This window comes from Acidovorax cavernicola (genome assembly GCF_003581445.1).
This window is the reverse complement of sequence record NZ_QXMN01000002.1, coordinates 313,421-334,938: the sequence shown is the minus strand read 5'-3', so window position 1 is coordinate 334,938 and position 21,518 is coordinate 313,421. Positions and strand designations below refer to the sequence as shown.

Genomic DNA, 21,518 nt, shown 5'->3' with positions numbered 1-21,518 from the left:
TTGCGGGTCATGCGGGCTGATCGCGCGACGTCGCCTCAGTCGCCTCAGACTTCCGTCACGAACTGGTCACGCGGCCGGCGCACCTTGGTGAGGTTGACCAGCCAGTCTTCCTCCGCCACGCGGTAGCCCAGGGGCAGGATGGCGACGCTGCGCAGGCCGCGTGCGCGCAGGCCCAGGATGTCGTCGAGCGCCGCGGGGTCGAAGCCTTCCATGGGCGTGCTGTCCACTTCTTCGTGCGCCGCTGCAATCAGTGCCGCGGCCAGCCCGATGTAGGCCTGGCGGGCCGCATGCGCGAAGTTGACTTCGCTGCCGCGCTGCGGATAGCTGCCGAGCAGCATGGCGCGGTAGTTCTCCCAGCCTTCGTTCTTCATGCCGCGCACGGTGTTGGTCAGGTCGAACATGTGGTTGATGCGCTCGGGCGTGTAGTCGTCCCAGGCAGCGAAGACGAGCAGGTGCGAGCTATCGACGATCTGGCCCTGATTCCACGCGATGGGCTTGATGCGTTCACGAACCGCTGCGTCGGTCACCACGAAGATCTCGAACGGCTGAAGGCCGCTGGACGTCGGCGCCAGGCGGGCGGCCTCGAGGATGCGCTCCAGCTTTTCCTTCGGGACCTTGCGCGTTGGGTCCATTTTCTTGGTCGCATAGCGCCACTGCAGGGTGTCGAGCAGCTTGGTTGCGTTGGGTTCGTCGATGGCGGGTTGGGTAGAAGAATTGGACATGGATCGTTGCGTCTGATGGAAGGTTGGGCGCGCACATCGGGCCTGCTCCGGATTTTCCCGGCCTTTGAACGGGGCGCTGGGCGCGCCGAAGTGCTACTCAGTTTCCGCAGTGGAAACAATCGTGGCCTGGCCAGTGCCCGCTCAGGCCACCTTCGCCGTCACCTTCTGGATCATCTGGCCCGTTCAGCGGCGCGGCGCGATGCCGAGCGTGCGGCAGAAGTCGTAGAAGTCTTCGAGCTGCAGCGACTTGTCGAACACCGCATCGACACCCGCCGACAGCGCGCCTTCGCGCACTTCGGAGGTCGCGTGGTTCATGAACACCACGGTGCGTTGCACAGGCGACTTGCGTTCCTTCAGGTGGTTGGCCACGGTCAGGCCGTTGCCTTGCGCGAGGAACACGTCGATCACGGCGGCGTCCCAGGCGTCGGGATTCGCGTCGAGCCAGTCGATGGCTTCATCGCAGGTGCTGGCGGTGGCAACGACTTCGCATCCGGAGAATTCCCGCAGTCCATCGGTCAGGGTGGTGGCGATCAGGGGGTTGTCTTCTATGAGGTAGATGCGGGTCATCGGTGCGGTGCCTGGAAATGAAATGCAATGCGACGGCTTGTCTGCGCTTGTGACGCGGGTGGGCCGGGCTGGTTCATTGTCATGAGGCAGGCGTGGGGCGGAGTCGGACAACGCCGCCACATGGCGTCGCTCGCGCACGCGAAGCGCTGGTTTGTGAATTTGTGCATTGCATCACTGGCGTACAAGACGCAGATGCGGTGCGTGCCTATCGTGCGGGGCTTCTCTCACTCCGTTGCCACAGGTTTCCGATGCCGCCTTCTTCCTTCGCTCCGCCATTCACCGCTTCGGGCCGCAGCGCGCTCGTGCAGGCGCCGCCGTGGCACTACGCCGGGTGGCTGGTCAACGTGGGTTTCAGTTTCGATGCCGCGCGTGGTGCGGCGCTGGTGCCGCCGGACGTAGGCACAGCGACCGGCACGGGCTGCGTGCATTTCGCCGACTGGCAATCCTGCGGCGAAGACGGCCGCGAGATGCTCGACCCGGTGTACGCGCAGTACCGCGAGACCATCGTCGTGCTCGAGATCGAGCCGGCGCGCGGCGACACCTCGCGCCGCTGCTTCTACTGCCCGCTGATCTATGTCGACCAGGACATCTCGATGCTGCGCGGCTGGCTGCAAGGCTGGCCCAAGAAGATCGGCCAGACCTGGCTGACGCGCAGCCTGCCGCTGACCCATCCGGCGCCGCGCCGATGGCTGCAGGCAGCCGGCTCGGTGCGAGCCTCAGCGTGAAGGAGCGGCGACTGGTGGATGCCACGGTCGCGCTGTCGGGTGCACCGAGCGGCCCACTCGGTTTCCTGGCCGCGCCGACCATCGGCGCTATCGGCTGGCCCGACCTGACGCAGGCGGGCAGCGTGGCGGTGCCGCGCCACCTGCGCGCGGACATCACGGACCGTGTCGAGACAGGGTGGGTGCAAGCCGAGGCCACGCTGCGTTTCCACGAGCACCCGGTCGAGGAGCTTGCGTTGCTGGGCCCGGTGCAGGCGACGCAGGCCAGCGCGGGCTGGATGGGGCTCACGGTGCGCGGCGCGATTGCGGTGTGAGGCGGCCGCCGCCGGTGGGCCGCTACGCTACCCTCGGCGGGCCATGACGCTTCCTGTTCCGACGACCTCGCATGTGATCGGCCTGCCGCTGGACGACGGCACGCCGGTCGAGGTGATGTTCGCGGGCGACCCCAAGGCGCACTTCGCGTTGCACTGGCACGCGGAGTGGAGCGTGGGCGCGATCCTCGAAGGCCGCTGCGAGTTCGTCTGCGCGGGCGCGCCCCGTTCGGCGCAGGCGGGCGAGCTGGTGCTGATGCCGCTGTTCGCGCTGCACACGGCCGGCGTGAGCGCGCAGGGCTTTCGCATGGTGATGCTGTACGTGCCGCACGCCTGGGTGGCGGCGCGCAGGGGCTGGCCGGCGGATCGGCGCGGGGCGCTGCGGCACAGCGTGTGGCGTGACGAGGCGACTGTCGATGCGCTCGCGCAGGCGGCGTCGGCGGCCGACGGTGCGCGGGTCGGCGCGCTGCTCGACGGCATCTTGCATACGCAGACGACCGGCCCGCTCGTGGCGGTCGCACGCATGGCGGGCGATGCGCGCGTCGAGGCCGTGTGCGACCTGCTCGCGACCGAAGACGCCTGCCGAATCGAACCGGCGTCGCTGGCCGATCGACTGGGCGTGTCGCGCGAGCATTTCCATCGCCTGTTCCGCGCGGCGGTCGGCATGGCGCCGGCCCAGTACGCGCGGCTGGCGCGCATCGGCCGTGCCAAGGTGCTGCTGCGGGACGGCTGCGCGCCGGCCGAGGTCGCAGCGCAATGCGGCTTTGCCGACCAGGCGCATTTCTCGCGCTGGTTTCGCCGCTGCTTCGGCGTGACGCCGGGGAACTACCGGGCGCGCTAGGGCGGCAATGCGTGCGACGCGATGCCCACCTCATCAGTGCCAGGAATCAAGACGACTTGCCGCGTCCACTTTCGATCATCAAGTCGACGACGCCCACGCCTGCGACAGCTCCGATGGCAGAAGCCACAGGTGTTGGTGAGGGCGGCGTGTTCACTCAATTCAGTGCTGCACGGATGTTCAGGACTGACGATGTGGGCCCTGCCAGCGCTGCTCGCGGACCCGTGAGCTTTGTGCCGGTGCTCTGCATCCGGCTCAAGAGCGAATCGACGCTCGGCGTCGGACCGAACTTTTGCCGAAGCACGGCAAATGCAGCAGCAACCTGCGGTGTCGCGAATGACGTGCCCCAGACGTAGAAGGAGCCGAACCCGTCCCAGGGCGCCAGCACATAGTCGAGGTTGCTTCTGTTGCCGTGGCCCACCGGGGCAAAGAGTGCCACTCGCGGCGAGATGTTCGTGTAGTCCGTGGGCGTCGACGCCGCCAAGACACCGGAGGCGCCCACGGGGATGACATGGTTTCCGCAGGTCCATGAGCCCGTTCCGTTGACGGCACTGTTGCCTGCGGCCATGACCACAGCCACACCCTTGGCGCGGAGCTCGCCTGCCACCGCGTTGATGCGCGCGCCGTCCGAAGCAGCGTTGCCGCAAGGCGGATCGCCGGCGATCGAACTGCCGCTCGCAGAGATGCTGACCGCGGCGATGGGTTGGCGGCTCTTGTAGCGCGGCGCGAGGACGCCGTTCACGTACCAGAGCGCATTGACGACGGAATCAATCGGCCATCCCTGGGTCGGTGCATCGACACCCGTCCCCCCGCCCACCTTGATGACGATGACATTCGCGCCCGGGGCGGCGCCTGTGTAGAAGGTCTGCACGTTGCTTTCCCAGCGGGGAGTCTGCTGGCCTGCGATGATTCCTGCAGTGGCAGTTCCGTGATAGTGGTGGCAATAGCCCAGCTGTCCCGTTCCGGAGTTCGTCGCCCTGCATGCATTGACGGGAGAGTCCGAGGGATAGGAGGACTTGGGCAATGACAAGAAATAGTATTCCGTGCGCACGCCACTGAGCATCGAAGATATCGGGGCGCTTGTTCTGTCGCAAAGCGTGGGCCATAGCGCTCCTGGCTTGGCGCCAAAGCAGGCCTCCTCGAGGATCTTGGATTGTCCGGCAGCCGTCATGAAAGCGGGGTGGTCCGGCCTGAACGCGCCGTCGATGACGACAACGGTTTGCCCGGTTCCGTCAAACACCTTGCCTGCCGCGTCGGTGTATTTTCCGGCGAGGCTTCCTCCCAGATTGACCGGAATCGTCGCCGATGCGGGCCAGTTGGGGCCGGCAAGAGTCGTTGATGCAAAGAGAGTCAATGCGCAAGAAATGCCTGCATTGACCAGACCGCGAGTGCTGGAGATTCTTGGCGTCATGCCTGAGGAAAGGTTGGGAAAGTGAAGGGGCACCGCACCACGCCTTTGTCTTCGTCATTGACCACAATGTGCAGGAGACTGCGTCGTTGATCATGGGCACGACGCATCGGAGGCACCTTTGCAATCGGCGCAAAGGAAAGGCGGGAGCAGCCGACGAGAAAGCTGCGCACGCGATAGGGTTCATCGGAGAACCAGGAACCAAATGCCGCCTTGCTTTCGCCTTCGAATTATTGGACGCAGAAGACAGTGCCGAGGCTGAGTGGGATTATTTTCAGATGAGTTCCCTGTGCCAATAGAGAACTTTCTTCGAGGTTCTGCTCAAGGCGCTCAAGTGGTGTGTTGTAGGGCGTCTGGGCTGTGGCTGATGGCTAGCGGCGTGTCTTGGTTTTCGTCGGAGGCCGGGTTGCTGGCGCCGCGCTGGCGACCGTCGCTTCCGTCGGCACGAAACCGCAGCCGCGCAGCACGAAATCGACCACCTCGCGCGCGATGTGTTCGGTGTCGAACTTCTCGCCGGCCTTGAGCCGCATCATGTAGCGCGTCTGGAACTCGAAATCCGCGAAGTGCTGGGTGATGGACCAGATGTTCATCATCAGCAGCAGCGGATCGAGTGGCCGCAGCAGGCCCTGTTCGATCCATGTCTCGAGCTGCTGGATCGCGCTGCCGACCTTCAGGCGCGAGGCCGACAGCAGCGTCTGCAGCACGGGGGCGCCGCTGGTCATCTCGTTGGCGAAGATCTTCGACAACTGCGGATGGGTGAAGGAAAAATCCAGCTTGCGGCGCACGTAGCGCTCGATCACCACCGCGGGCGCGTCGTCGTTGCCGTCGGTGAACGAGGCGCGGCTCCATTCCTCGATCACGTGCTGCAGGATCTCGGTGTAGAGCGCTTCCTTGCTCTCGATGTAGTAGTGCAGCCGCGCCTTCGACATGCCGGCGCGTTCGGCGATGCCCTGGGTGCTGGTGCCGCGCAGGCCATGGAGCGCGAACTCCTCGGTGGCGGCTTGCCAGATGGCATCGTTCACGGCGTCGCGGCTGGTCTTCGTCTGGGTCACACATGCTCCGGTGCCCGGGAGGGGCAGGGGAGCGATGGTAGCGCCCCGTTGGTTCGGCCGCGGTGCGCTCACAGGTCGAGCACGAGGAGCGGACCGCGGGGCAACGAGCAGCAGATCATCATGCTGGCGTTGGCGGTGCGCTCGGCGGACGAGAGGATGCTGTCGCGGTGCTCGACCTCGCCTTCGAGCACCGGCGTCTCGCAGGCACCGCAGATGCCTTGCTCGCAGGACGAGGGGGCGTCGATGCCTTGCGCGCGCAGTGCGGCGAGCACGCTCTGGCCCGGCGCCAGCACGACCTCGCGGTTCTGTCGTTGCAGGCGGATGGTGCAGGGCGCGTTGGTGGAGGTTGACGGCTCGGGCGCGCGTGGTGCGAAGTGCTCGACATGCACTTGGGTCGGCGAGCGGCCGACCGTGGCGGCTTCGAACGCGGCGAGCATCGGCGCCGGGCCGCAGCAATAGAAGTGCGCTTCGGGCGCGGCGCGCTCGACGATGCCCGCGAGGTCCAGCGACCGGCCGGGGTGCTCGTCGTCGAAGAAGCAGTGAACCTGCGGGAGCTGCAGGAGTTCGTCGGCGAGCGCCGCATCGGCGCGCGAACGCGCGGCGTAGTGCAGTTCCCACGAAGCGCCTTCGGCAATGAGCTGCCGCACCATCGACCACACCGGTGTGATGCCGATGCCCCCGGCGATCAGCACCGAATGCGGTGCCTGCGGCGCAAGCGCGAAGAGATTGCGCGGAGCGCTCACATGTAGCGTGTCGTTCAGCCGCAGCTCGCCGCACAGGTGGCGCGATCCGCCCCGGCTCGCGGGATCGCGCTTGACGCCGATCACCTGCGTGCCCGGCGCGGTCGACAGGCCCGCGAGCAGCGAGTACTGCCGCACCAGACCGCCGGGCAGTTCGACATCGATGTGCGCGCCGGGCGCTGCATCGGGCAGCGCGACGCCGTCGCCGCGCCGCAGCTCTAGCAGGTGGATGTCGCGCGCCAGCACGCGCATCGCATGCACCCGTACGGGGACGCGCGCGGTCGCTGCAGAAGAAGTGGCGAGGGTCATGGCGATGCGCGTTCAGCCCTGCGAGGGCTTGCGGAAGAAATTGCCGGCCTCGATGCGGATCAGCGCGTGGTCGGGGTCGAAGATCGTGCCCGCCGGGTCCTGGCCGGCCTGCACCGCGCGGATCTGCTGGCCCAGCGTGCGCCGCAGCATCGAGACGCCGCGGTCGCTGCCCGCGAGGTTTTCTTCCGAGTGGAAGGTGATCGGGCCCTGGCTCACCTGGGCTTCCCAGTCGCCGGGGAAGGCCTGACGCTCCTCGGGCGTCATCTGCGACCAGGGACGCAGGTTGGGGCTGCGCGGCAGGCGGTCGACGTCCTGCGGCACCTTCATCACGAAGCACAGGCGCAGCGAGGTGTCGTCCACCGGCACCACCCAGCCGATGCCGGAGGAGGGGCCTTCGGCGAGCTGCACGTTGGGCACGATGCGCACGTGCGGGAACAGCGCCTGCGTGACGCGGTCCATCTCGCGGCCGTCGTCGAGCTTGCGGTAGGCGGTGTAGCGCATGCCGGCATCGGCGTACTCCCAGTTCACCTCGGGCATGACGCCCATCTCGGGCACGAACTGCACGCCGCTGAAGCTGGTGTGCAGGATGGGGATGTGGAACGGGTCCATCACGTTCTCCCACTCCTGCAGCCAGTTGCAGGGCACGATCTCGACGTCGTCGTCGCCGCCCGCGTAGAGGCTGGAGTGCGACACCAGCAGCTTCTGGCCTTCGGGCACATCTTCGAGCACATCCCAGCGCGGCAGCACCGGCATGCGAGCGGGCGGCCCCATGTAGACCCAGATCAGGCCGTAGCGCTCCTGCAGCGGATACCAGGGCTGGCGCACCCTGTCCTTGTGCAGTCCGCCGCAGGGTTCGCAGGGCTGGTCCAGGCATTCGCCTTCCACGCTGAACAGCCAGCCGTGGTAGCAGCAGCGGATGCCCTCGGCCTCGACGCGCCCGTAGAACAGCGAGCTGCCGCGGTGCGCACAGCGCGGGTAGAGCAGGCCGGGGCGACCGCTGCGGTCGCGAAACAGGATCAGGTCTTCGCCGAGGATGCGGATCTGCGACGGCGTGGTGGTGGCGCGCGCCGACAGCGTGAGCGGCTGCCAGTAGCGGCGCATGAACTCGCCGCAAGGCGTGCCGGGGCCGACCTCGGTCAGCTCGGCATTGTGATGAGGCTTGGGGCGGCCGTAGGCCACGCCGTGAAAGGCGATGGGGGCTTCCTGCATGGGGCGGTCTCCTGGTGTTCTTTTGAAGCTGACCAATCGGTCAAGATATTTGGCAAGTTGCGGATTGAACTCGGAAACACGGAGGTTTGCAATAAGCGTTGATCTGCGCTTTCCTGAAATTCATCATTTGGTTTGACCGATCGGTAAATTTCAAATAGAAACGCGCACTGACTCGGCCGCCACAGGCGAGCATCGACAACAACCCGAACCCACCGGAGACAAACCATGCAGACCCCGCGCTTCTCGACGCGCCGCCGGCGCCTTCTGACGCTCGCGCCCGCGACCTCCCTTCTTCTGGCGAGCGGACTGGCGCGCGCCCAGCAGCCGCTGGACAAGGTGACGCTGGCGCTCAACTGGAAGGCGCAGGCCAGCCAGGGCGGCTTCTTCCAGGCCCAGGCCGACGGCACCTACCGCCGCCACGGGCTCGATGTGCAATTGCTGCAGGGTGGGCCGCAGGTCAACAACCGCACGATGCTGCCGGCCGGCAAGGTCGAATTCCTGCTGACCGGCGGGCTGCTCACCGCGCTGGAGACCACGCGCTCGAAGATCCCGACGGTGATCGTGGCCTCGTTCTTCCAGAAGGACCCGACAGGGCTGATTGCGCATGCCGGGCGCTACAAGGACTTCGCCGAGCTGAAGAAGGCGGGCACCGTGTTCATCGCCAAGTCGAACCAGTTCGGCTTCTGGCAGTGGCTCAAGGCCGAGCACGGTTTTCGCGACGAGCAGCTGCGCCCCTACACCTACAGCCTCGCGCCCTTCCTGGCCGACAAGGCCTCGGTGCAGCAGGCCTTCGCCACGGCCGAGCCGCTGTATGCGACGGAGCAGGGCTTCGCGACCGATGTCTTCCTGCTGGCCGACCAGGGCTACAACACCTACGGCAACATGATCGAGACGCGGCGCGACCTCGTCGAGAAGAACCCGGACCTGGTGCGCCGCTTCGTCGACGCGTCGATCATCGGCTGGACCAATTTCCTCTACGGCGACCGCACGCCCGCGATGCAGCTCATCAAGCAGCTCAACCCCGACCTGAACGACGCCAAGCTGATGGCGGAGTTCGAGAAGGTGAAGAGCCTGGGCCTGGTCGATTCGGGCGAGGCGCTGAAGGTCGGCATCGGCGCCACGCAGGTCGCGCGCATCCAGGATTTCGCGGCGCGCATGATCAAGTCGGGCATCTACAAGCCCGGCGAGGTCGATCCGCTGGCGGTGGCGACCGAGCAGTTCGTCAACCGCAAGGTGGGCATGGACCTGAAGGCGCAGTTGCAGGCCAAGCGGTAGGGCCGTCGTTCAGCGCGGGCACGTCCAAAAAGGTCGCGTGAGAAAATGCGCGCCCGAGAGCTGCCCTGCGTATGACCGACAAGCCATTGAATCTGAAAGAAAAAACCATCTCCGTCGCGCCCATGATGGACTGGACGGACCGCCATTGCCGGTTTTTCCATCGCCTCATGACGCGCCACGCGCTGCTCTACACGGAGATGGTGACGACCGGGGCGTTGATCCACGGCGACGTGCCGCGGCACCTTCGCTTTCATGCCGAAGAGCATCCGGTTGCGCTGCAACTCGGCGGCAGCGAGCCGCACGATCTGGCGCATTGCGCGAAGCTCGGTGAAGAGTGGGGCTACGACGAGATCAACCTCAACTGCGGCTGCCCGAGCGAGCGCGTGCAGCGCGGCGCCTTCGGGGCCTGCCTCATGAACGAGCCGCAGCTGGTGGCCGATTGCGTGAAGGCGATGGTCGACGTGGTCGATGTGCCGGTCACGGTCAAGCACCGCATCGGCATCGACAAGATCGAGAGCTACGAGTTCGTGCGCGACTTCGTCGGCGCGGTGAGCGAGGCGGGCTGCAACACCTTCATCGTCCACGCGCGCAATGCCTGGCTGCAGGGCCTGAGCCCGAAGCAGAACCGCGAGATCCCGCCGCTGCGCTATGCGCTCGTGCACCGGCTGAAGCACGACTTTCCGACGCTGCAGTTTTCCATCAACGGCGGCATCAACACCAACGCGCTGGTGCACGAGCACCTGCGGCTGCTCGACGGCGCCATGGTCGGCCGCGAGGCGTACCACAACCCCTGGTGGCTGGCCGAGTGGGATGCGGAGTTCTATGGCGATGCCCCCCAGACGCTCACGCGCGAGGACATCGAGGCGCGGATGTGCGACTACATGGTGCGCGAGGCGGCCGAGCACGGCACGAACTGGTGGTCGATCGCGCGCCATATGCTGGGCCTGCGCAACGGCCTGCCGGGCGCCCGCCGCTGGCGTCAGGTCTGGAGCGATCACCGCCTCAAGACCCGCCCGCCGCACGAAGTGATGGCGCTGGCGCACGAACCCGCTGCCCAGGCCGCTTGATGGCCTGATGGCCTCCGTCACCACCGACTTTGTAGACAGTAAACACAATTGGGCGAAGTTGACGCTCGATGAAACACAGTTTCATGACAATGCAACAACAAGTGTGATCCAAGCACCTGTTTTTGCTGAAGAATAAGGCGGGTCAGGGAAACAAGAAAAAGGTTCCGTCTTATGAGTGAAGCTGTAGGCAGCAGGGAAGAAGTCAGTGCGCTTGCCAGGGGGTTGTCGCTCCTGAAAGTCATCGGGATGTCTTCGGCACCCGTCGGAAATCGGGAGCTGGCCGACACCACCGGCATTCCCAAGGCCACGGTGTCGCGTCTCACGGCGACGCTGGTGGGTGCGGGATACCTGCGGCAATCGCAGGACAGCGAGCGTTTCAGCCTCGGGCCGGTGCTGCTCGACATGAGCAGTCGCTACCTGCGCAATTTCGATCTGAGGGCGCTCGCGCGTCCCCATCTGGGCAACCTGGCCGAGCTGTCGGGCGCCAGCATCCACATGGCGGTGCGCGACGACCTGGACATGCTCGTCATCGATTCGCTGCGGCCGCGCTCGGCGCTCATCAGCTCCCGCATCGATGTCGGCTCGCGCATGTCGATTGCCACCTCGGCCTCCGGGCGCGCCTACATCGGCGCCTTGCCCGCAGCCGAGCAGTCGGCACTGCTGGAGCAGATCCGGCTCGAGACCGGCGAGAACTGGCACGCGATCGAACCGCGCCTCATCGCCAGCCTCGAGGAATACGCCCGCCTGGGCTACTGCACCTCCTTCGGCGAATGGAACCCCCAGATCCACGCCCTGGGCTTCGCGCTCTCGGGCCCGCGCGGCGAACGCTACGGCGTGAGTTGCGGCGGCCCCGCCTACCTGCTGCCCCGTGAGGCCATGCTGACCCGCGTCGCCCCCCACATGCTGGACATCGCCCAGCGCATCGCCACCGAAGCCGGAACGCTCACGCTAGGTTGAGGGGGCGAGGCCGCGCCCAAAGGGCGCAGGCCCCTTCGCAAGACGCCGCGGAACCGGCTCCGCCGGGCCGCAGGCGTCGCCCCCGGAAAGGGGGGTGGCGAAGCGACACGAAGTGCGCGTAGCTTGGGGGTGAGCTCACTGCACGACACGAAGTGCGCGCAGCCTGGGGGTGAACTTTATCCAGCGGCTTCGAGGCCGTTGAGGAAGTGCTCGCGCATGCGGGTCATGGCGGTGGCGGCGTCGCGCGATTCGATGGCCGCCATCACCGCGCGGTGCTCCGCCAGCGATTCGGCGATGCGCCCCGCCTTCAGCAGCGAGTTGTGGCGGTTGAGCTTCATCACCTTGCGCAGGTCGGCCACCATCTGGTCGCGCCACTTGTTGTTGGCGATGGCCAGCAGGCTCATGTGGAAGCGCTCGTTCACCGCGAAGAAGTGCTCGCGGTCTTCCTTGCCCGGGGCCGCCGCGGCTTCCAGCTCGGCGTGCAGGGCCTTCAGTTCGGCGCGCTGGGCGTCGGTGGCGCGTTCGGCCACCACGCCGGCGGCGTCGCTCTCCAGCAGCGAGAGCAGGTGATACACGTCCGCCAGGTCCTGTTCCGACACCTCCGTCACGTAGGCGCCGCGCCGCACCTTCATCGTCACCAGGCCTTCGGCGGCCAGCACCTTCAGGGCCTCGCGCAGGGGGGTGCGGCTGATACCGTATTCCTCGGCCAGCTTGAGTTCGTCGATCCAGCTGCCCGGCTCCAGCTCGCGGCGGAAGATCCGCTGGCGCAGCAGTTCGGCCACCTCTTCGTAGAGGGCGCGGGGGGTCAGGGTGAGGGCGGACATGGGCTGAACTGTACTGCAAAAAACTTGTTTGAATTAATAATTACGAATGGAGTAGACTCCCGACCGGCTTGCAAATCCGTGCAAGCGAATTTGCGAACCCTGTCAGAACACCGCTTCGAGCGGCGCCTTCCATGAGCAGCACACCCGAACCCTCCTTCAAGCCGGCCGACCTCGAGGCCTGGGCCAAATCCGCCGCCAAATCGGCGCCCGGCGGCGATGTGAATGCGCTCAACTGGATCACGCCCGACGGCATCAGCGTCAAGCCGCTGTACACCGCGGCCGACCTGCAGGGCCTGAAGTACACCGACACGCTGCCCGGCTTCGAGCCCTACCTGCGCGGCCCGCAGGCCACCATGTACGCGGTGCGCCCCTGGACCATCCGCCAGTACGCCGGCTTCTCGACGGCCGAAGAATCGAATGCGTTCTATCGCAAGGCGCTGGCCGCCGGCGGGCAGGGCGTGAGCGTGGCCTTCGACCTGGCCACCCACCGCGGCTACGACAGCGACCATCCGCGCGTGACCGGCGACGTCGGCAAGGCCGGCGTGGCCATCGATTCGGTCGAGGACATGAAGGTCCTGTTCGACCAGATCCCGCTCGACAAGGTGAGCGTCTCCATGACCATGAACGGCGCCGTGCTGCCGGTGCTGGCCGGCTACGTGGTCGCGGCCGAAGAGCAGGGCGTGTCGCAGGACAAGCTCAGCGGAACCATCCAGAACGACATCCTCAAGGAGTTCATGGTCCGCAACACGTACATCTTTCCGCCCGAGCCGAGCATGCGGATCATCGGCGACATCATCGAGTACACGGCGAAGAACATGCCGAAGTTCAACTCGATCTCGATCAGCGGCTACCACATGCAGGAAGCCGGGGCCAATCAGGCACTGGAGCTGGCCTTCACGCTGGCCGACGGCAAGGAGTACGTGAAGACCGCCATCGCCAAGGGCATGGACGTGGACGACTTCGCCGGCCGCCTGAGCTTCTTCTGGGCCATCGGCATGAACTTCTATCTCGAAGTCGCCAAGATGCGCGCGGCGCGGCTGTTGTGGTGCCGCATCATGAAGGGCTTCGACGCGAAGAACCCCAAGAGCCTGATGCTGCGCACGCACTGCCAGACCTCGGGCTGGTCGCTCACCGAGCAGGACCCGTACAACAACGTGGTGCGCACCACCATCGAGGCCATGGCCGCGGTATTCGGCGGCACGCAGTCGCTGCACACCAACGCGCTCGACGAAGCCATCGCGCTGCCCACCGAGTTCAGCGCCCGCATCGCGCGCAACACGCAGCTCATCATCCAGGAAGAGACCCACATCACGAACGTGATCGACCCCTGGGCCGGCAGCTACATGATGGAGAAGCTCACGCAGGACATGGCCGACGCCGCCTGGGCCATCATCGAAGAGGTCGAGGCTATGGGCGGCATGACCAAGGCCGTCGACAGCGGCTGGGCCAAGCTCAAGATCGAGGCCGCCGCCGCCGAGAAGCAGGCGCGCATCGATTCGGGCAAGGACGTCATCGTGGGCGTCAACAAGTACAAGCTCAAGAACGAAGACGCGGTGGAGATTCTTTCCATCGACAACGTGAAGGTGCGCGACCAGCAGGTCGCCCGTCTGCAGAAGATCCGCGCCTCGCGCGACAACGCCAAGGTGCAGGCCGCGCTCGACGCGCTCACCCAGGCCGCCGAGAGCAACACCGGCAACCTGCTGGACCTGAGCATCCAGGCCGTGCGCCTGCGCGCCACCGTCGGCGAAATTTCCGACGCCCTCGAGAAGTCCTTCGGCCGCCATCGCGCTGACACGCAGAAGGTGACCGGTGTGTACGCAGCCGCCTACGACTCGGCCGAAGGCTGGGACAACCTCAAGACCGAGATCAACGCCTTCGCCGAAGAACAGGGCCGCCGACCGCGCGTGATGATCTCCAAGCTGGGTCAGGACGGGCACGACCGCGGCGCCAAGGTGGTTGCCACCGCGTTCGCCGACCTGGGCTTCGACGTCGACATGGGCCCGCTGTTCCAGACGCCCGAAGAGTGCGCGCGCCAGGCCATCGAGAACGACGTGCATGCCGTGGGCGTGAGCACGCTCGCCGCCGGCCACAAGACCCTGGTGCCCGCCATCATCGAAGAGCTGCGCAAGCAGGGCGCGGACGACATCATCGTTTTCGTGGGCGGCGTGATTCCGCGGCAGGACTACGAATTCCTGTACGAAGCGGGCGTCAAGGGCATCTACGGCCCGGGCACGCCCATTCCGGCCAGCGCCAAGGACGTGCTGGAACAGATCCGCGCGGCGGTCACGGCCTGACCGATCGAGGCGCGACGTGAGCGACCTGTTGCCGCGGCTGTCCCTGCAGCCGGTGGATTCCAATGACTTCGAGGACATGCTGGCCCTGCGCATCGACGCGATGCGCCCGAGCCTGGAGCGTGTCGGCCGTTTCGATGCCGCGCGTTCGCGCGAGCGCCTGAGCGCGGGCTTCGTGGTGCCCTTCATGCACCACATCGTGCTCGACGGCAGCCAGCGCGTGGGCTTCGTCACTCTCAAGCCCGAAGGCGCGGATGCGCTACGGCTGGACCATCTCTACCTGCGCACCGGCTTCCAGGGCCTGGGCATCGGCGAGTGGGTGATGGACTGGGCGCAGGCCCAGGCGCGCGAACAGCACCGCGACATCAAGCTCACCGCACTCGTGAAGAGCGACGCCAACCGGTTCTACCTGCGTCACGGCTTCGTGCTCGAAGGCGAGGAGGGCGTCGACCTGCACTACCGCTGGCGCTGCGCGGAGATGACGTGCTGAGCCCTGCCCACCAGGCCCTTGAACGAGCCATTGCCGACACCGACGGCATGGCGCAGCGGCGTGCCATCGCCAAGGCGATCACGTTGCTCGAATCGACGCGCGCCGATCATCGCGCGCAGGCCGACGAGCTGCTCACGGCCTTGCTGCCGCGCACCGGCGCATCGTTTCGCCTGGGCATCTCGGGCGTGCCCGGCGTGGGCAAGTCGACCTTCATCGAGACGCTGGGCCTGCTGCTGATCGGCAAGGGCCACCGCGTGGCCGTGCTCACCATCGATCCGTCGTCCACCGTCTCGGGCGGCTCCATCCTCGGCGACAAGACGCGCATGGAGCGCCTGTCGGTGCACGAGCGGGCCTACATACGCCCCAGCCCTTCGAGCGGCACGCTCGGCGGCGTGGCCGAGAAGACGCGAGAGGCCATGCTGGTATGCGAAGCCGCGGGCTACGACGTCGTGATCGTCGAGACCGTGGGCGTGGGCCAGAGCGAGACCGCCGTGGCCGGCATGACCGACATGTTCGTGCTGCTGCAGTTGCCCAACGCGGGCGACGACCTGCAGGCGATCAAGAAAGGCGTGATGGAGCTGGCCGACTTGGTCGCCATCAACAAGGCCGACATCGACCGCGACGCCGCCACCCGCGCGCAGGCCCAGATCACTTCGGCGCTGCGCCTGTTCGGTCACCAGGGCAACCCCGACCATGCGCACGCGGTGCACGACGCCCACAGCGGCGTGGAGCGCCGCTTCTGGCTGCCCAAGGTGCTGCAGCTGAGCGCACTCGCGGGCACCGGCGTCGATGCCTTCTGGGACGCCGTGCTCGAATTCAAGGCGCTGCAGACCGCCAACGGCAATCTCGCGAAGCGCCGCGAAAAACAGGCCACGGCGTGGATGTGGGAACGCATCGACGCCGGGCTCAAGCAGGCGTTTCGCCAGCATGCGCAGGTGCGCGAACTGCTGCCGCAGCTCACGCAACAGGTGGCGCAAGGCGGCCTGCCGGCCTCGGCGGCGGCGCGCCAGCTGCTCGCCGCGGCAGCCATCACCGCCCGGGTGTGACACGAATCCGGCACCGGCACCACAGACTCTCCCAGCAATCCAGAACCACAGCTTCGGAAGCACATCATGCAAGAACTGATCGAACAACTCGAAAAGAAGCGCGCCCAGGCGCGACTCGGCGGCGGGCAGAAGCGCATCGACGCACAGCACGCCAAGGGCAAGCTCACGGCGCGCGAACGCATCGAGCTGCTGCTCGACGACGGCACGTTTGAAGAGTGGGACATGTTCGTCGAGCACCGCTCGGTCGACTTCGGCATGGCCGAGCAGAAGATCCCCGGCGACGGCGTGGTCACCGGCTACGGCATGATCAACGGCCGCCTCGTGTTCGTGTTCAGCCAGGACTTCACGGTCTTCGGCGGCGCGCTCAGCGAAGCCCACGCCGAGAAGATCTGCAAGGTGATGGACCAGGCCATGAAGGTCGGCGCACCGGTCATCGGCCTGAACGATTCGGGCGGCGCCCGCATCCAGGAAGGCGTGGCGTCGCTGGGCGGCTATGCCGACGTGTTCCAGCGTAACGTGATGGCCTCGGGCGTGGTCCCGCAGATCAGCATGATCATGGGCCCGTGCGCCGGCGGCGCCGTGTACTCGCCCGCCATGACCGACTTCATCTTCATGGTGAAAGACAGCAGCTACATGTTCGTCACCGGCCCCGAGGTGGTGAAGACCGTGACGCACGAGAGCGTCACGGCCGAAGAGCTGGGCGGCGCCATCACCCACACCACGCGCAGCGGCGTGGCCGACATGGCGTTCGAGAACGACGTCGAGGCGCTGATGATGCTGCGCCGCCTGTACAACTACCTGCCGCTGAACAACCGCGAGAAGCCGCCGGTGCGCCTGGGCAACGACGGCCAGGGCGATCCGGCCGACCGCCCCGACTACTCGCTCGACACGCTGGTGCCCGACAACCCGAACAAGCCCTACGACATCAAGGAACTGATCCTGAAGGTGGTGGATGACGGCGACTTCTTCGAGCTGCAGCCCGACTACGCGAAGAACATCGTGATCGGCTTCGCGCGCATGGAAGGCCAGACGGTCGGCATCGTCGCCAACCAGCCGCTGGTGCTGGCCGGTTGCCTGGACATCAAGAGCAGCATCAAGGCCGCGCGCTTCGTGCGCTTCTGCGACGCCTTCAACATCCCCGTCATCACCTTCGTGGACGTGCCCGGCTTCATGCCCGGCACCGGCCAGGAGTACGGCGGCATCATCAAGCACGGCGCCAAGCTGCTGTACGCGTATGCGGAGTGCACGGTGCCCAAGATCACCGTCATCACGCGCAAGGCCTACGGCGGCGCGTACGACGTGATGGCCTCCAAGCACCTGCGCGGCGACGTCAACCTGGCTTGGCCGCGCGCCGAGATCGCCGTGATGGGCGCCAAGGGTGCGGTGGAAATCATCTTCCGCGAAGACAAGAACGACCCCGAGAAGCTCGCCGCACGCGAAGCCGAATACAAGGCCCGTTTCGCCAACCCGTACGTGGCGGGCGCACGCGGCTACATCGACGACGTGATCCTGCCGCACGAGACGCGCAAGCGCATCTGCCGCTCGCTGGTCATGCTGCGCGAGAAGAAGCTCGAGAACCCGTGGCGCAAGCACGGCAACATTCCCCTGTGAGCGCGGAGAAGAAGAACATGTTCAAGAAGATCCTGATTGCGAATCGCGGCGAGATCGCCTGCCGCGTCATCCAGACCGCCAAGAAGATGGGCATCCTTACGGTTGCCGTTTATTCCGACGCCGACAAGGAAGCCCGCCATGTCGAGTTGGCCGACGAAGCCGTGCACATCGGCGCCGCGCCCAGCCGCGAGAGCTATCTGCAGGCCGACCGCATCATCGCGGCCTGCAAGAAGACCGGCGCCGAGGCCGTGCATCCGGGCTACGGTTTCCTGTCGGAGAACGAAGCCTTCGCGCGCAAGGTCGAGGAAGAGGGCATCGCCTTCATCGGCCCGAAGCACTATTCGATCGCAGCCATGGGCGACAAGATCGCCTCGAAGAAGCTTGCGAACGAGGCCAAGGTCAACACCATCCCCGGCTGGAACGACGCCATCGAGACGGCCGAGCGTGCCGTCGAGATCGCCAAGGACATCGGCTACCCCGTGATGATCAAGGCCTCGGCCGGCGGCGGCGGCAAGGGCCTGCGCGTGGCCTTCAACGACAAGGAAGCCTTCGACGGCTTCACCTCGTGCCGCAACGAGGCGCGCAACTCCTTCGGCGACGACCGCGTCTTCATCGAGAAGTTCGTCGAGGAGCCGCGCCACATCGAAATCCAGGTGCTGGGCGATTCGCACGGCAACGTGATCTACCTGAACGAGCGCGAATGCTCGATCCAGCGCCGCCACCAGAAGGTGATCGAGGAGGCGCCGTCGCCCTTCATCAGCGAAGCGACGCGCAAGGCGATGGGCGAGCAGGCCGTGGCGCTGGCCAAGGCCGTGAAGTACCAGAGTGCGGGCACGGTGGAGTTCGTGGTCGGCAAGGACCAGAGCTTCTACTTCCTGGAGATGAACACGCGCCTGCAGGTGGAACACCCGGTGACCGAGTGCATCACCGGCCTGGACCTGGTCGAGCTGATGATCCGTGTGGCGGCCGGCGAGAAGCTGCCGCTGGCGCAGGCCGACGTGAAGCGCAACGGCTGGGCCATCGAATGCCGCATCAACGCCGAAGACCCGTTCCGCAACTTCCTGCCCTCGACCGGGCGCCTGGTGAAGTTCCAGCCGCCGGCCGAGACCATGTTCGCGAGCGACACCCAGCATCTGCACGGCGTGCGCGTGGACACCGGCGTGTACGACGGCGGCGAGATCCCGATGTACTACGACTCGATGATCGCCAAGCTCATCGTGCACGGCAAAGACCGCAATGAAGCCATCGCCCTCATGCGTGAGGCGCTGAACGGCTTCGTGATCCGCGGCATCAGCAGCAACATCCCGTTCCAGGCGGCGCTGCTGGCGCATCCGAAGTTCGTGGCGGGCGATTTCAACACCGGCTTCATCGCCGAGCACTACGGCAAGGGCTTCCATGCGGAAGACGTGCCGCACGCCGATCCGTCCTTCCTGGTCGCACTGGCGGCCTTCGTCAACCGCCGCTACCGTGCGCGTGCCTCGGGCATCAGCGGGCAACTCGCCGGCCATGGCGTGAAGGTGGGCGAGGAGTTCGTGGTGGTCGAGCTGGGCGCGGAAGGCAAGCATGTGCATCACGCCGTGTCGGTCAGCGACTTCCAGGACAAGACCGGCGCCAGCGCCGTCACCGTGGGCGACAAGCGCTACCAGATCGAAAGCGACTTTGCGCTGGGCGCGGTGCGCGTGCAGGGCACGGTCAACGGCCGCGCCTTCACGGCGCAGGTGGAGCGCGGCGCGGGCAAGAACCCGCTGGCGCTGCGCGTCTCGCACGATGGCACGCAGATCGAGACCATGGTGCTGTCGCCGCTGGGCGCGCGCCTGCTCGAGCTGATGCCCTACAAGGCGCCGCCGGACCTGAGCAAGTTCCTGATGTCGCCCATGCCCGGCCTGCTGGTCGAGGTGTCGGTGCAGCCGGGGCAGCAGGTCCAGGCCGGCGAGAAGCTGGCCGTGATCGAGGCCATGAAGATGGAAAACGTGCTGTTCGCCGCACAAGACGGTGTGGTGGGCAAGATCTCGGCGGCCAAGGGCGAATCGCTCGCCGTCGACCAAATCATTCTGGAGTTCAACTGATGGGTGCCAACGACCTGCAACAGGCGATCACGCTGCACCGCCCGGCCAAGGCCGTGGCGACGCCCCAGGGCCCCTGGTCCATCGAGGCAATCCAGGCGTTGCTCGACAAGCCGTTCATGGAACTGCTGTTCGAGGCGCAGACCGTGCATCGCCGGCATTTCCCCGAAGGCGACATCGAGCTGGCCACGCTGCTGTCGGTGAAGACCGGCGGCTGCCCCGAGAACTGCGGCTACTGCCCGCAGTCTGCCGAGTTCGACACCGGCGTGAAGGCGCAGAAGCTCATGGAGGTCGACGAGGTGGTGCGCGCCGCGCAGGCCGCCAAGGACGCCGGCGCCACGCGCTTCTGCATGGGCGCCGCCTGGCGTGCGCCCAAGGATCGTGACGTCGAGAAGGTGGCTGTGCTGGTCGAGGCCGTGAAGGGCCTGGGCATGCAGACCTGCGCCACGCTGGGCATGCTGGAGCCGCATCACGCGCAGCAGCTCAAGGCCGCGGGTCTGGACTACTACAACCACAACCTGGACACCGCGCCCGAGTACTACACCGACGTGGTCGACACGCGCACCTACCAGGACCGCCTGGACACGCTGGCCGCCGTGCGCGGTGCCGGCATCAGCGTGTGTTGCGGCGGCATCGTGGGCATGGGCGAGCAGCCGGTGCACCGCGCCGGGCTGATCGCGCAGCTGGCCAACATGAATCCGTACCCGGAGTCGGTGCCGATCAACAGCCTGGTGCGCGTGCCCGGCACGCCGCTGGCCGATTCGGAGCCGGTCGATCCCTTCGACTTCGTGCGCATGATCGCCGTGGCGCGCATCACCATGCCGACCGCGCGCGTGCGCCTGTCGGCCGGCCGCCAGCAGATGGGCGAGGCGGTGCAGGCCCTGTGCTTCATGGCCGGCGCCAACTCGATCTTCTACGGCGACAAGCTGCTGGTCACCGGCAACCCCGACGTGGACGCCGACGTGCAGCTGCTGCGCAAGCTGGGCCTGAACTCGCACCGCACGCAGGAGCAGGCGGAAGGCGGTTGCGCATGACCGGCTCCGTCACCGCGCGCCCGTTCAAGGTGCTGGGCATCCAGCAGATCGCCATCGGCGGCCCCGACAAGCTGCGCCTGCAGAAGCTGTGGGTCGACATGCTGGGCCTCGAGGTCACCGGCACCTTCCGCAGCGAACGCGAGAACGTCGACGAGGACATCTGCGCGATGGGCGTCGGCCCGTTCAAGGTCGAGGTCGACCTGATGCAGCCGCTAGACCCCGAGAAGAAGCCGGCCGTGCACACCACGCCGCTCAATCACGTGGGCCTGTGGATCGACGACCTGCCCAAGGCCGTCGAATGGCTGACCGCGCAAGGTGTGCGCTTCGCGCCCGGCGGCATCCGCAAGGGTGCGGCGGGCTTCGACATCTGCTTCCTGCACCCGAAGGCCAACGACGAGTTCCCGATCTCGGGCGAAGGCGTGCTGGTCGAGATGGTGCAGGCGCCGCCCGAGGTGGTGGCGGCCTTCGGCGCGCTCGCCGCCGCGCGTTAAGCCAGCGCCTTGCGCACCGGCGGCTTCACGTCGGCGCGCCGCGGCGGCAGCATCGGCTGGTGCTCGCGCGCCGGGTTCAGGATGATCGAGGCCGCGGTCTCGGTCAGGATGCAGAACTTGGCGAGCACCGCGTCCAGGTGCGGCACGTCGATCACCGCGATCTCCAGGATCCAGCTGTCCTCGCCGGTCACGTTGTAGGCATTGACGCATTCGGGCGTCTCCTGCACCAGCTTCGCCACCAGGTCGTAGTCGGCCCGCCCGACGCGGATGATCCCGCGAATGCCGTAGCCCAACCGCGTGAGGTTCACTGTCGCGCGGTAGCCGGTGATCACGCCGGCCGCCTCCAGCTTCTTCACGCGTTCGGTCACGGCCGGCTGGCTCAGGTGCACGCGGCGGCCCAGCTCGGCCATGCTCAGGCGGGCGTCGGCCTGCAGTTCGGCCAGGATGCGGGTGTCGTGGGCGTCCAGCGTGGGGGTCAAGGTGAAGTCCAT

General features: G+C 66.6%; 22 protein-coding genes. 14 read left to right on the top strand and 8 right to left on the bottom strand.

The window, feature by feature from the left end; genetic code table 11:
* Positions 1-44: 44 nt before the first annotated feature.
* Both D3H34_RS04390 and D3H34_RS04385 read right to left on the bottom strand, forming a co-directional pair.
* On the bottom strand, positions 45-722 hold the full coding sequence (locus tag D3H34_RS04390; protein WP_119552218.1) for an NAD(P)H-dependent oxidoreductase: 678 nt from the start codon (positions 720-722) through the stop codon (positions 45-47).
* A gap of 183 nt (positions 723-905) precedes the next feature.
* Entirely contained in the window at positions 906-1,289 is a 384-nt protein-coding gene (locus D3H34_RS04385) for a response regulator (RefSeq protein WP_119552217.1), read from the bottom strand.
* Between the two features lie 248 nt (positions 1,290-1,537).
* Between D3H34_RS04385 and D3H34_RS34625 the strand changes: the two genes are divergently transcribed.
* From D3H34_RS34625 to D3H34_RS04375, 3 genes are read left to right on the top strand one after another with little or no spacing between them, the layout of a single operon-like run.
* Positions 1,538-2,014, top strand: a complete 477-nt coding sequence (locus tag D3H34_RS34625; RefSeq protein ID WP_286185425.1) for an acetoacetate decarboxylase family protein — start codon at positions 1,538-1,540, stop codon at positions 2,012-2,014.
* Positions 1,975-2,325 (top strand): acetoacetate decarboxylase family protein, encoded by a 351-nt coding sequence (locus tag D3H34_RS34620; protein ID WP_286185424.1) that lies wholly within the window; start codon positions 1,975-1,977, stop codon positions 2,323-2,325. Before D3H34_RS34625 ends, D3H34_RS34620 begins: the two co-directional genes overlap by 40 nt.
* A 43-nt stretch (positions 2,326-2,368) precedes the next feature.
* Positions 2,369-3,163, top strand: coding sequence for a helix-turn-helix transcriptional regulator (locus D3H34_RS04375; protein WP_119552216.1), 795 nt, complete (start codon positions 2,369-2,371; stop codon positions 3,161-3,163).
* A 154-nt stretch (positions 3,164-3,317) separates the two neighbouring features.
* Here the strand turns inward: D3H34_RS04375 and D3H34_RS04370 are convergent, their stop codons facing one another.
* The 4 genes from D3H34_RS04370 to D3H34_RS04355 all read right to left on the bottom strand — a co-directional run bounded on the left by D3H34_RS04370 (position 3,318) and on the right by D3H34_RS04355 (position 7,878).
* Positions 3,318-4,571: a S8 family serine peptidase gene (locus tag D3H34_RS04370; protein WP_147400373.1), complete on the bottom strand. Its 1,254-nt coding sequence runs from the start codon at positions 4,569-4,571 to the stop codon at positions 3,318-3,320.
* Between the two features lie 368 nt (positions 4,572-4,939).
* Positions 4,940-5,620: a TetR family transcriptional regulator C-terminal domain-containing protein gene (locus tag D3H34_RS34165; protein WP_167481116.1), complete on the bottom strand. Its 681-nt coding sequence runs from the start codon at positions 5,618-5,620 to the stop codon at positions 4,940-4,942.
* A gap of 68 nt (positions 5,621-5,688) precedes the next feature.
* On the bottom strand, positions 5,689-6,669 hold the full coding sequence (locus D3H34_RS04360) for a PDR/VanB family oxidoreductase (RefSeq protein ID WP_119552213.1): 981 nt from the start codon (positions 6,667-6,669) through the stop codon (positions 5,689-5,691).
* Positions 6,670-6,681: 12 nt separating this feature from the next.
* The gene (locus D3H34_RS04355; RefSeq protein ID WP_119552212.1) at positions 6,682-7,878 is read right to left on the bottom strand and encodes an aromatic ring-hydroxylating dioxygenase subunit alpha; all 1,197 of its coding nucleotides are present in this window, start codon (positions 7,876-7,878) and stop codon (positions 6,682-6,684) included.
* A 225-nt stretch (positions 7,879-8,103) separates the two neighbouring features.
* Here D3H34_RS04355 and D3H34_RS04350 point away from each other — a divergent pair, with 225 nt between their 5' ends.
* From D3H34_RS04350 to D3H34_RS04340, 4 genes are all read left to right on the top strand, one after another.
* Positions 8,104-9,153, top strand: a complete 1,050-nt coding sequence (locus D3H34_RS04350; RefSeq protein ID WP_119552211.1) for an ABC transporter substrate-binding protein — start codon at positions 8,104-8,106, stop codon at positions 9,151-9,153.
* 71 nt (positions 9,154-9,224) lie between these two features.
* Positions 9,225-10,220 (top strand): tRNA dihydrouridine(20/20a) synthase DusA, encoded by a 996-nt coding sequence (gene dusA / locus D3H34_RS04345; protein WP_119552210.1) that lies wholly within the window; start codon positions 9,225-9,227, stop codon positions 10,218-10,220.
* A gap of 7 nt (positions 10,221-10,227) precedes the next feature.
* Positions 10,228-10,356 carry a hypothetical protein gene (locus D3H34_RS34615; RefSeq protein ID WP_286185423.1) on the top strand — a complete coding sequence of 43 codons (129 nt, stop codon included), beginning with the start codon at positions 10,228-10,230 and terminating at the stop codon, positions 10,354-10,356.
* 35 nt (positions 10,357-10,391) lie between these two features.
* Complete coding sequence (locus D3H34_RS04340; RefSeq protein ID WP_119552209.1) at positions 10,392-11,177, top strand: IclR family transcriptional regulator; 786 nt, start codon at positions 10,392-10,394, stop codon at positions 11,175-11,177.
* A 176-nt stretch (positions 11,178-11,353) separates the two neighbouring features.
* Here the strand turns inward: D3H34_RS04340 and D3H34_RS04330 are convergent, their stop codons facing one another.
* Positions 11,354-12,001, bottom strand: a complete 648-nt coding sequence (locus D3H34_RS04330; RefSeq protein WP_119552207.1) for a GntR family transcriptional regulator — start codon at positions 11,999-12,001, stop codon at positions 11,354-11,356.
* 131 nt (positions 12,002-12,132) lie between these two features.
* Between D3H34_RS04330 and scpA the strand changes: the two genes are divergently transcribed.
* From scpA to D3H34_RS04295, 7 genes are all read left to right on the top strand, one after another.
* Entirely contained in the window at positions 12,133-14,295 is a 2,163-nt protein-coding gene (gene scpA / locus D3H34_RS04325) for a methylmalonyl-CoA mutase (RefSeq protein ID WP_119552206.1), read from the top strand.
* Positions 14,296-14,311: 16 nt separating this feature from the next.
* Positions 14,312-14,782, top strand: coding sequence for a GNAT family N-acetyltransferase (locus D3H34_RS04320; RefSeq protein ID WP_119552205.1), 471 nt, complete (start codon positions 14,312-14,314; stop codon positions 14,780-14,782).
* The gene (meaB, locus tag D3H34_RS04315; protein ID WP_434057678.1) at positions 14,779-15,828 is read left to right on the top strand and encodes a methylmalonyl Co-A mutase-associated GTPase MeaB; all 1,050 of its coding nucleotides are present in this window, start codon (positions 14,779-14,781) and stop codon (positions 15,826-15,828) included. Before D3H34_RS04320 ends, meaB begins: the two co-directional genes overlap by 4 nt.
* 66 nt (positions 15,829-15,894) lie before the next feature.
* Positions 15,895-17,439 (top strand): acyl-CoA carboxylase subunit beta, encoded by a 1,545-nt coding sequence (locus tag D3H34_RS04310; RefSeq protein WP_062473211.1) that lies wholly within the window; start codon positions 15,895-15,897, stop codon positions 17,437-17,439.
* A 17-nt stretch (positions 17,440-17,456) separates the two neighbouring features.
* On the top strand, positions 17,457-19,505 hold the full coding sequence (accC, locus tag D3H34_RS04305; RefSeq protein WP_119552246.1) for an acetyl-CoA carboxylase biotin carboxylase subunit: 2,049 nt from the start codon (positions 17,457-17,459) through the stop codon (positions 19,503-19,505).
* Positions 19,505-20,536, top strand: a complete 1,032-nt coding sequence (gene bioB / locus D3H34_RS04300) for a biotin synthase BioB (protein ID WP_119552203.1) — start codon at positions 19,505-19,507, stop codon at positions 20,534-20,536. The genes accC and bioB overlap by 1 nt, the downstream gene beginning before the upstream one ends.
* On the top strand, positions 20,533-21,027 hold the full coding sequence (locus D3H34_RS04295) for a VOC family protein (protein WP_119552202.1): 495 nt from the start codon (positions 20,533-20,535) through the stop codon (positions 21,025-21,027). Before bioB ends, D3H34_RS04295 begins: the two co-directional genes overlap by 4 nt.
* Here the strand turns inward: D3H34_RS04295 and D3H34_RS04290 are convergent.
* Positions 21,024-21,518, bottom strand: coding sequence for an Lrp/AsnC family transcriptional regulator (locus D3H34_RS04290; protein WP_119552201.1), 495 nt, complete (start codon positions 21,516-21,518; stop codon positions 21,024-21,026). The genes D3H34_RS04295 and D3H34_RS04290 overlap by 4 nt on opposite strands.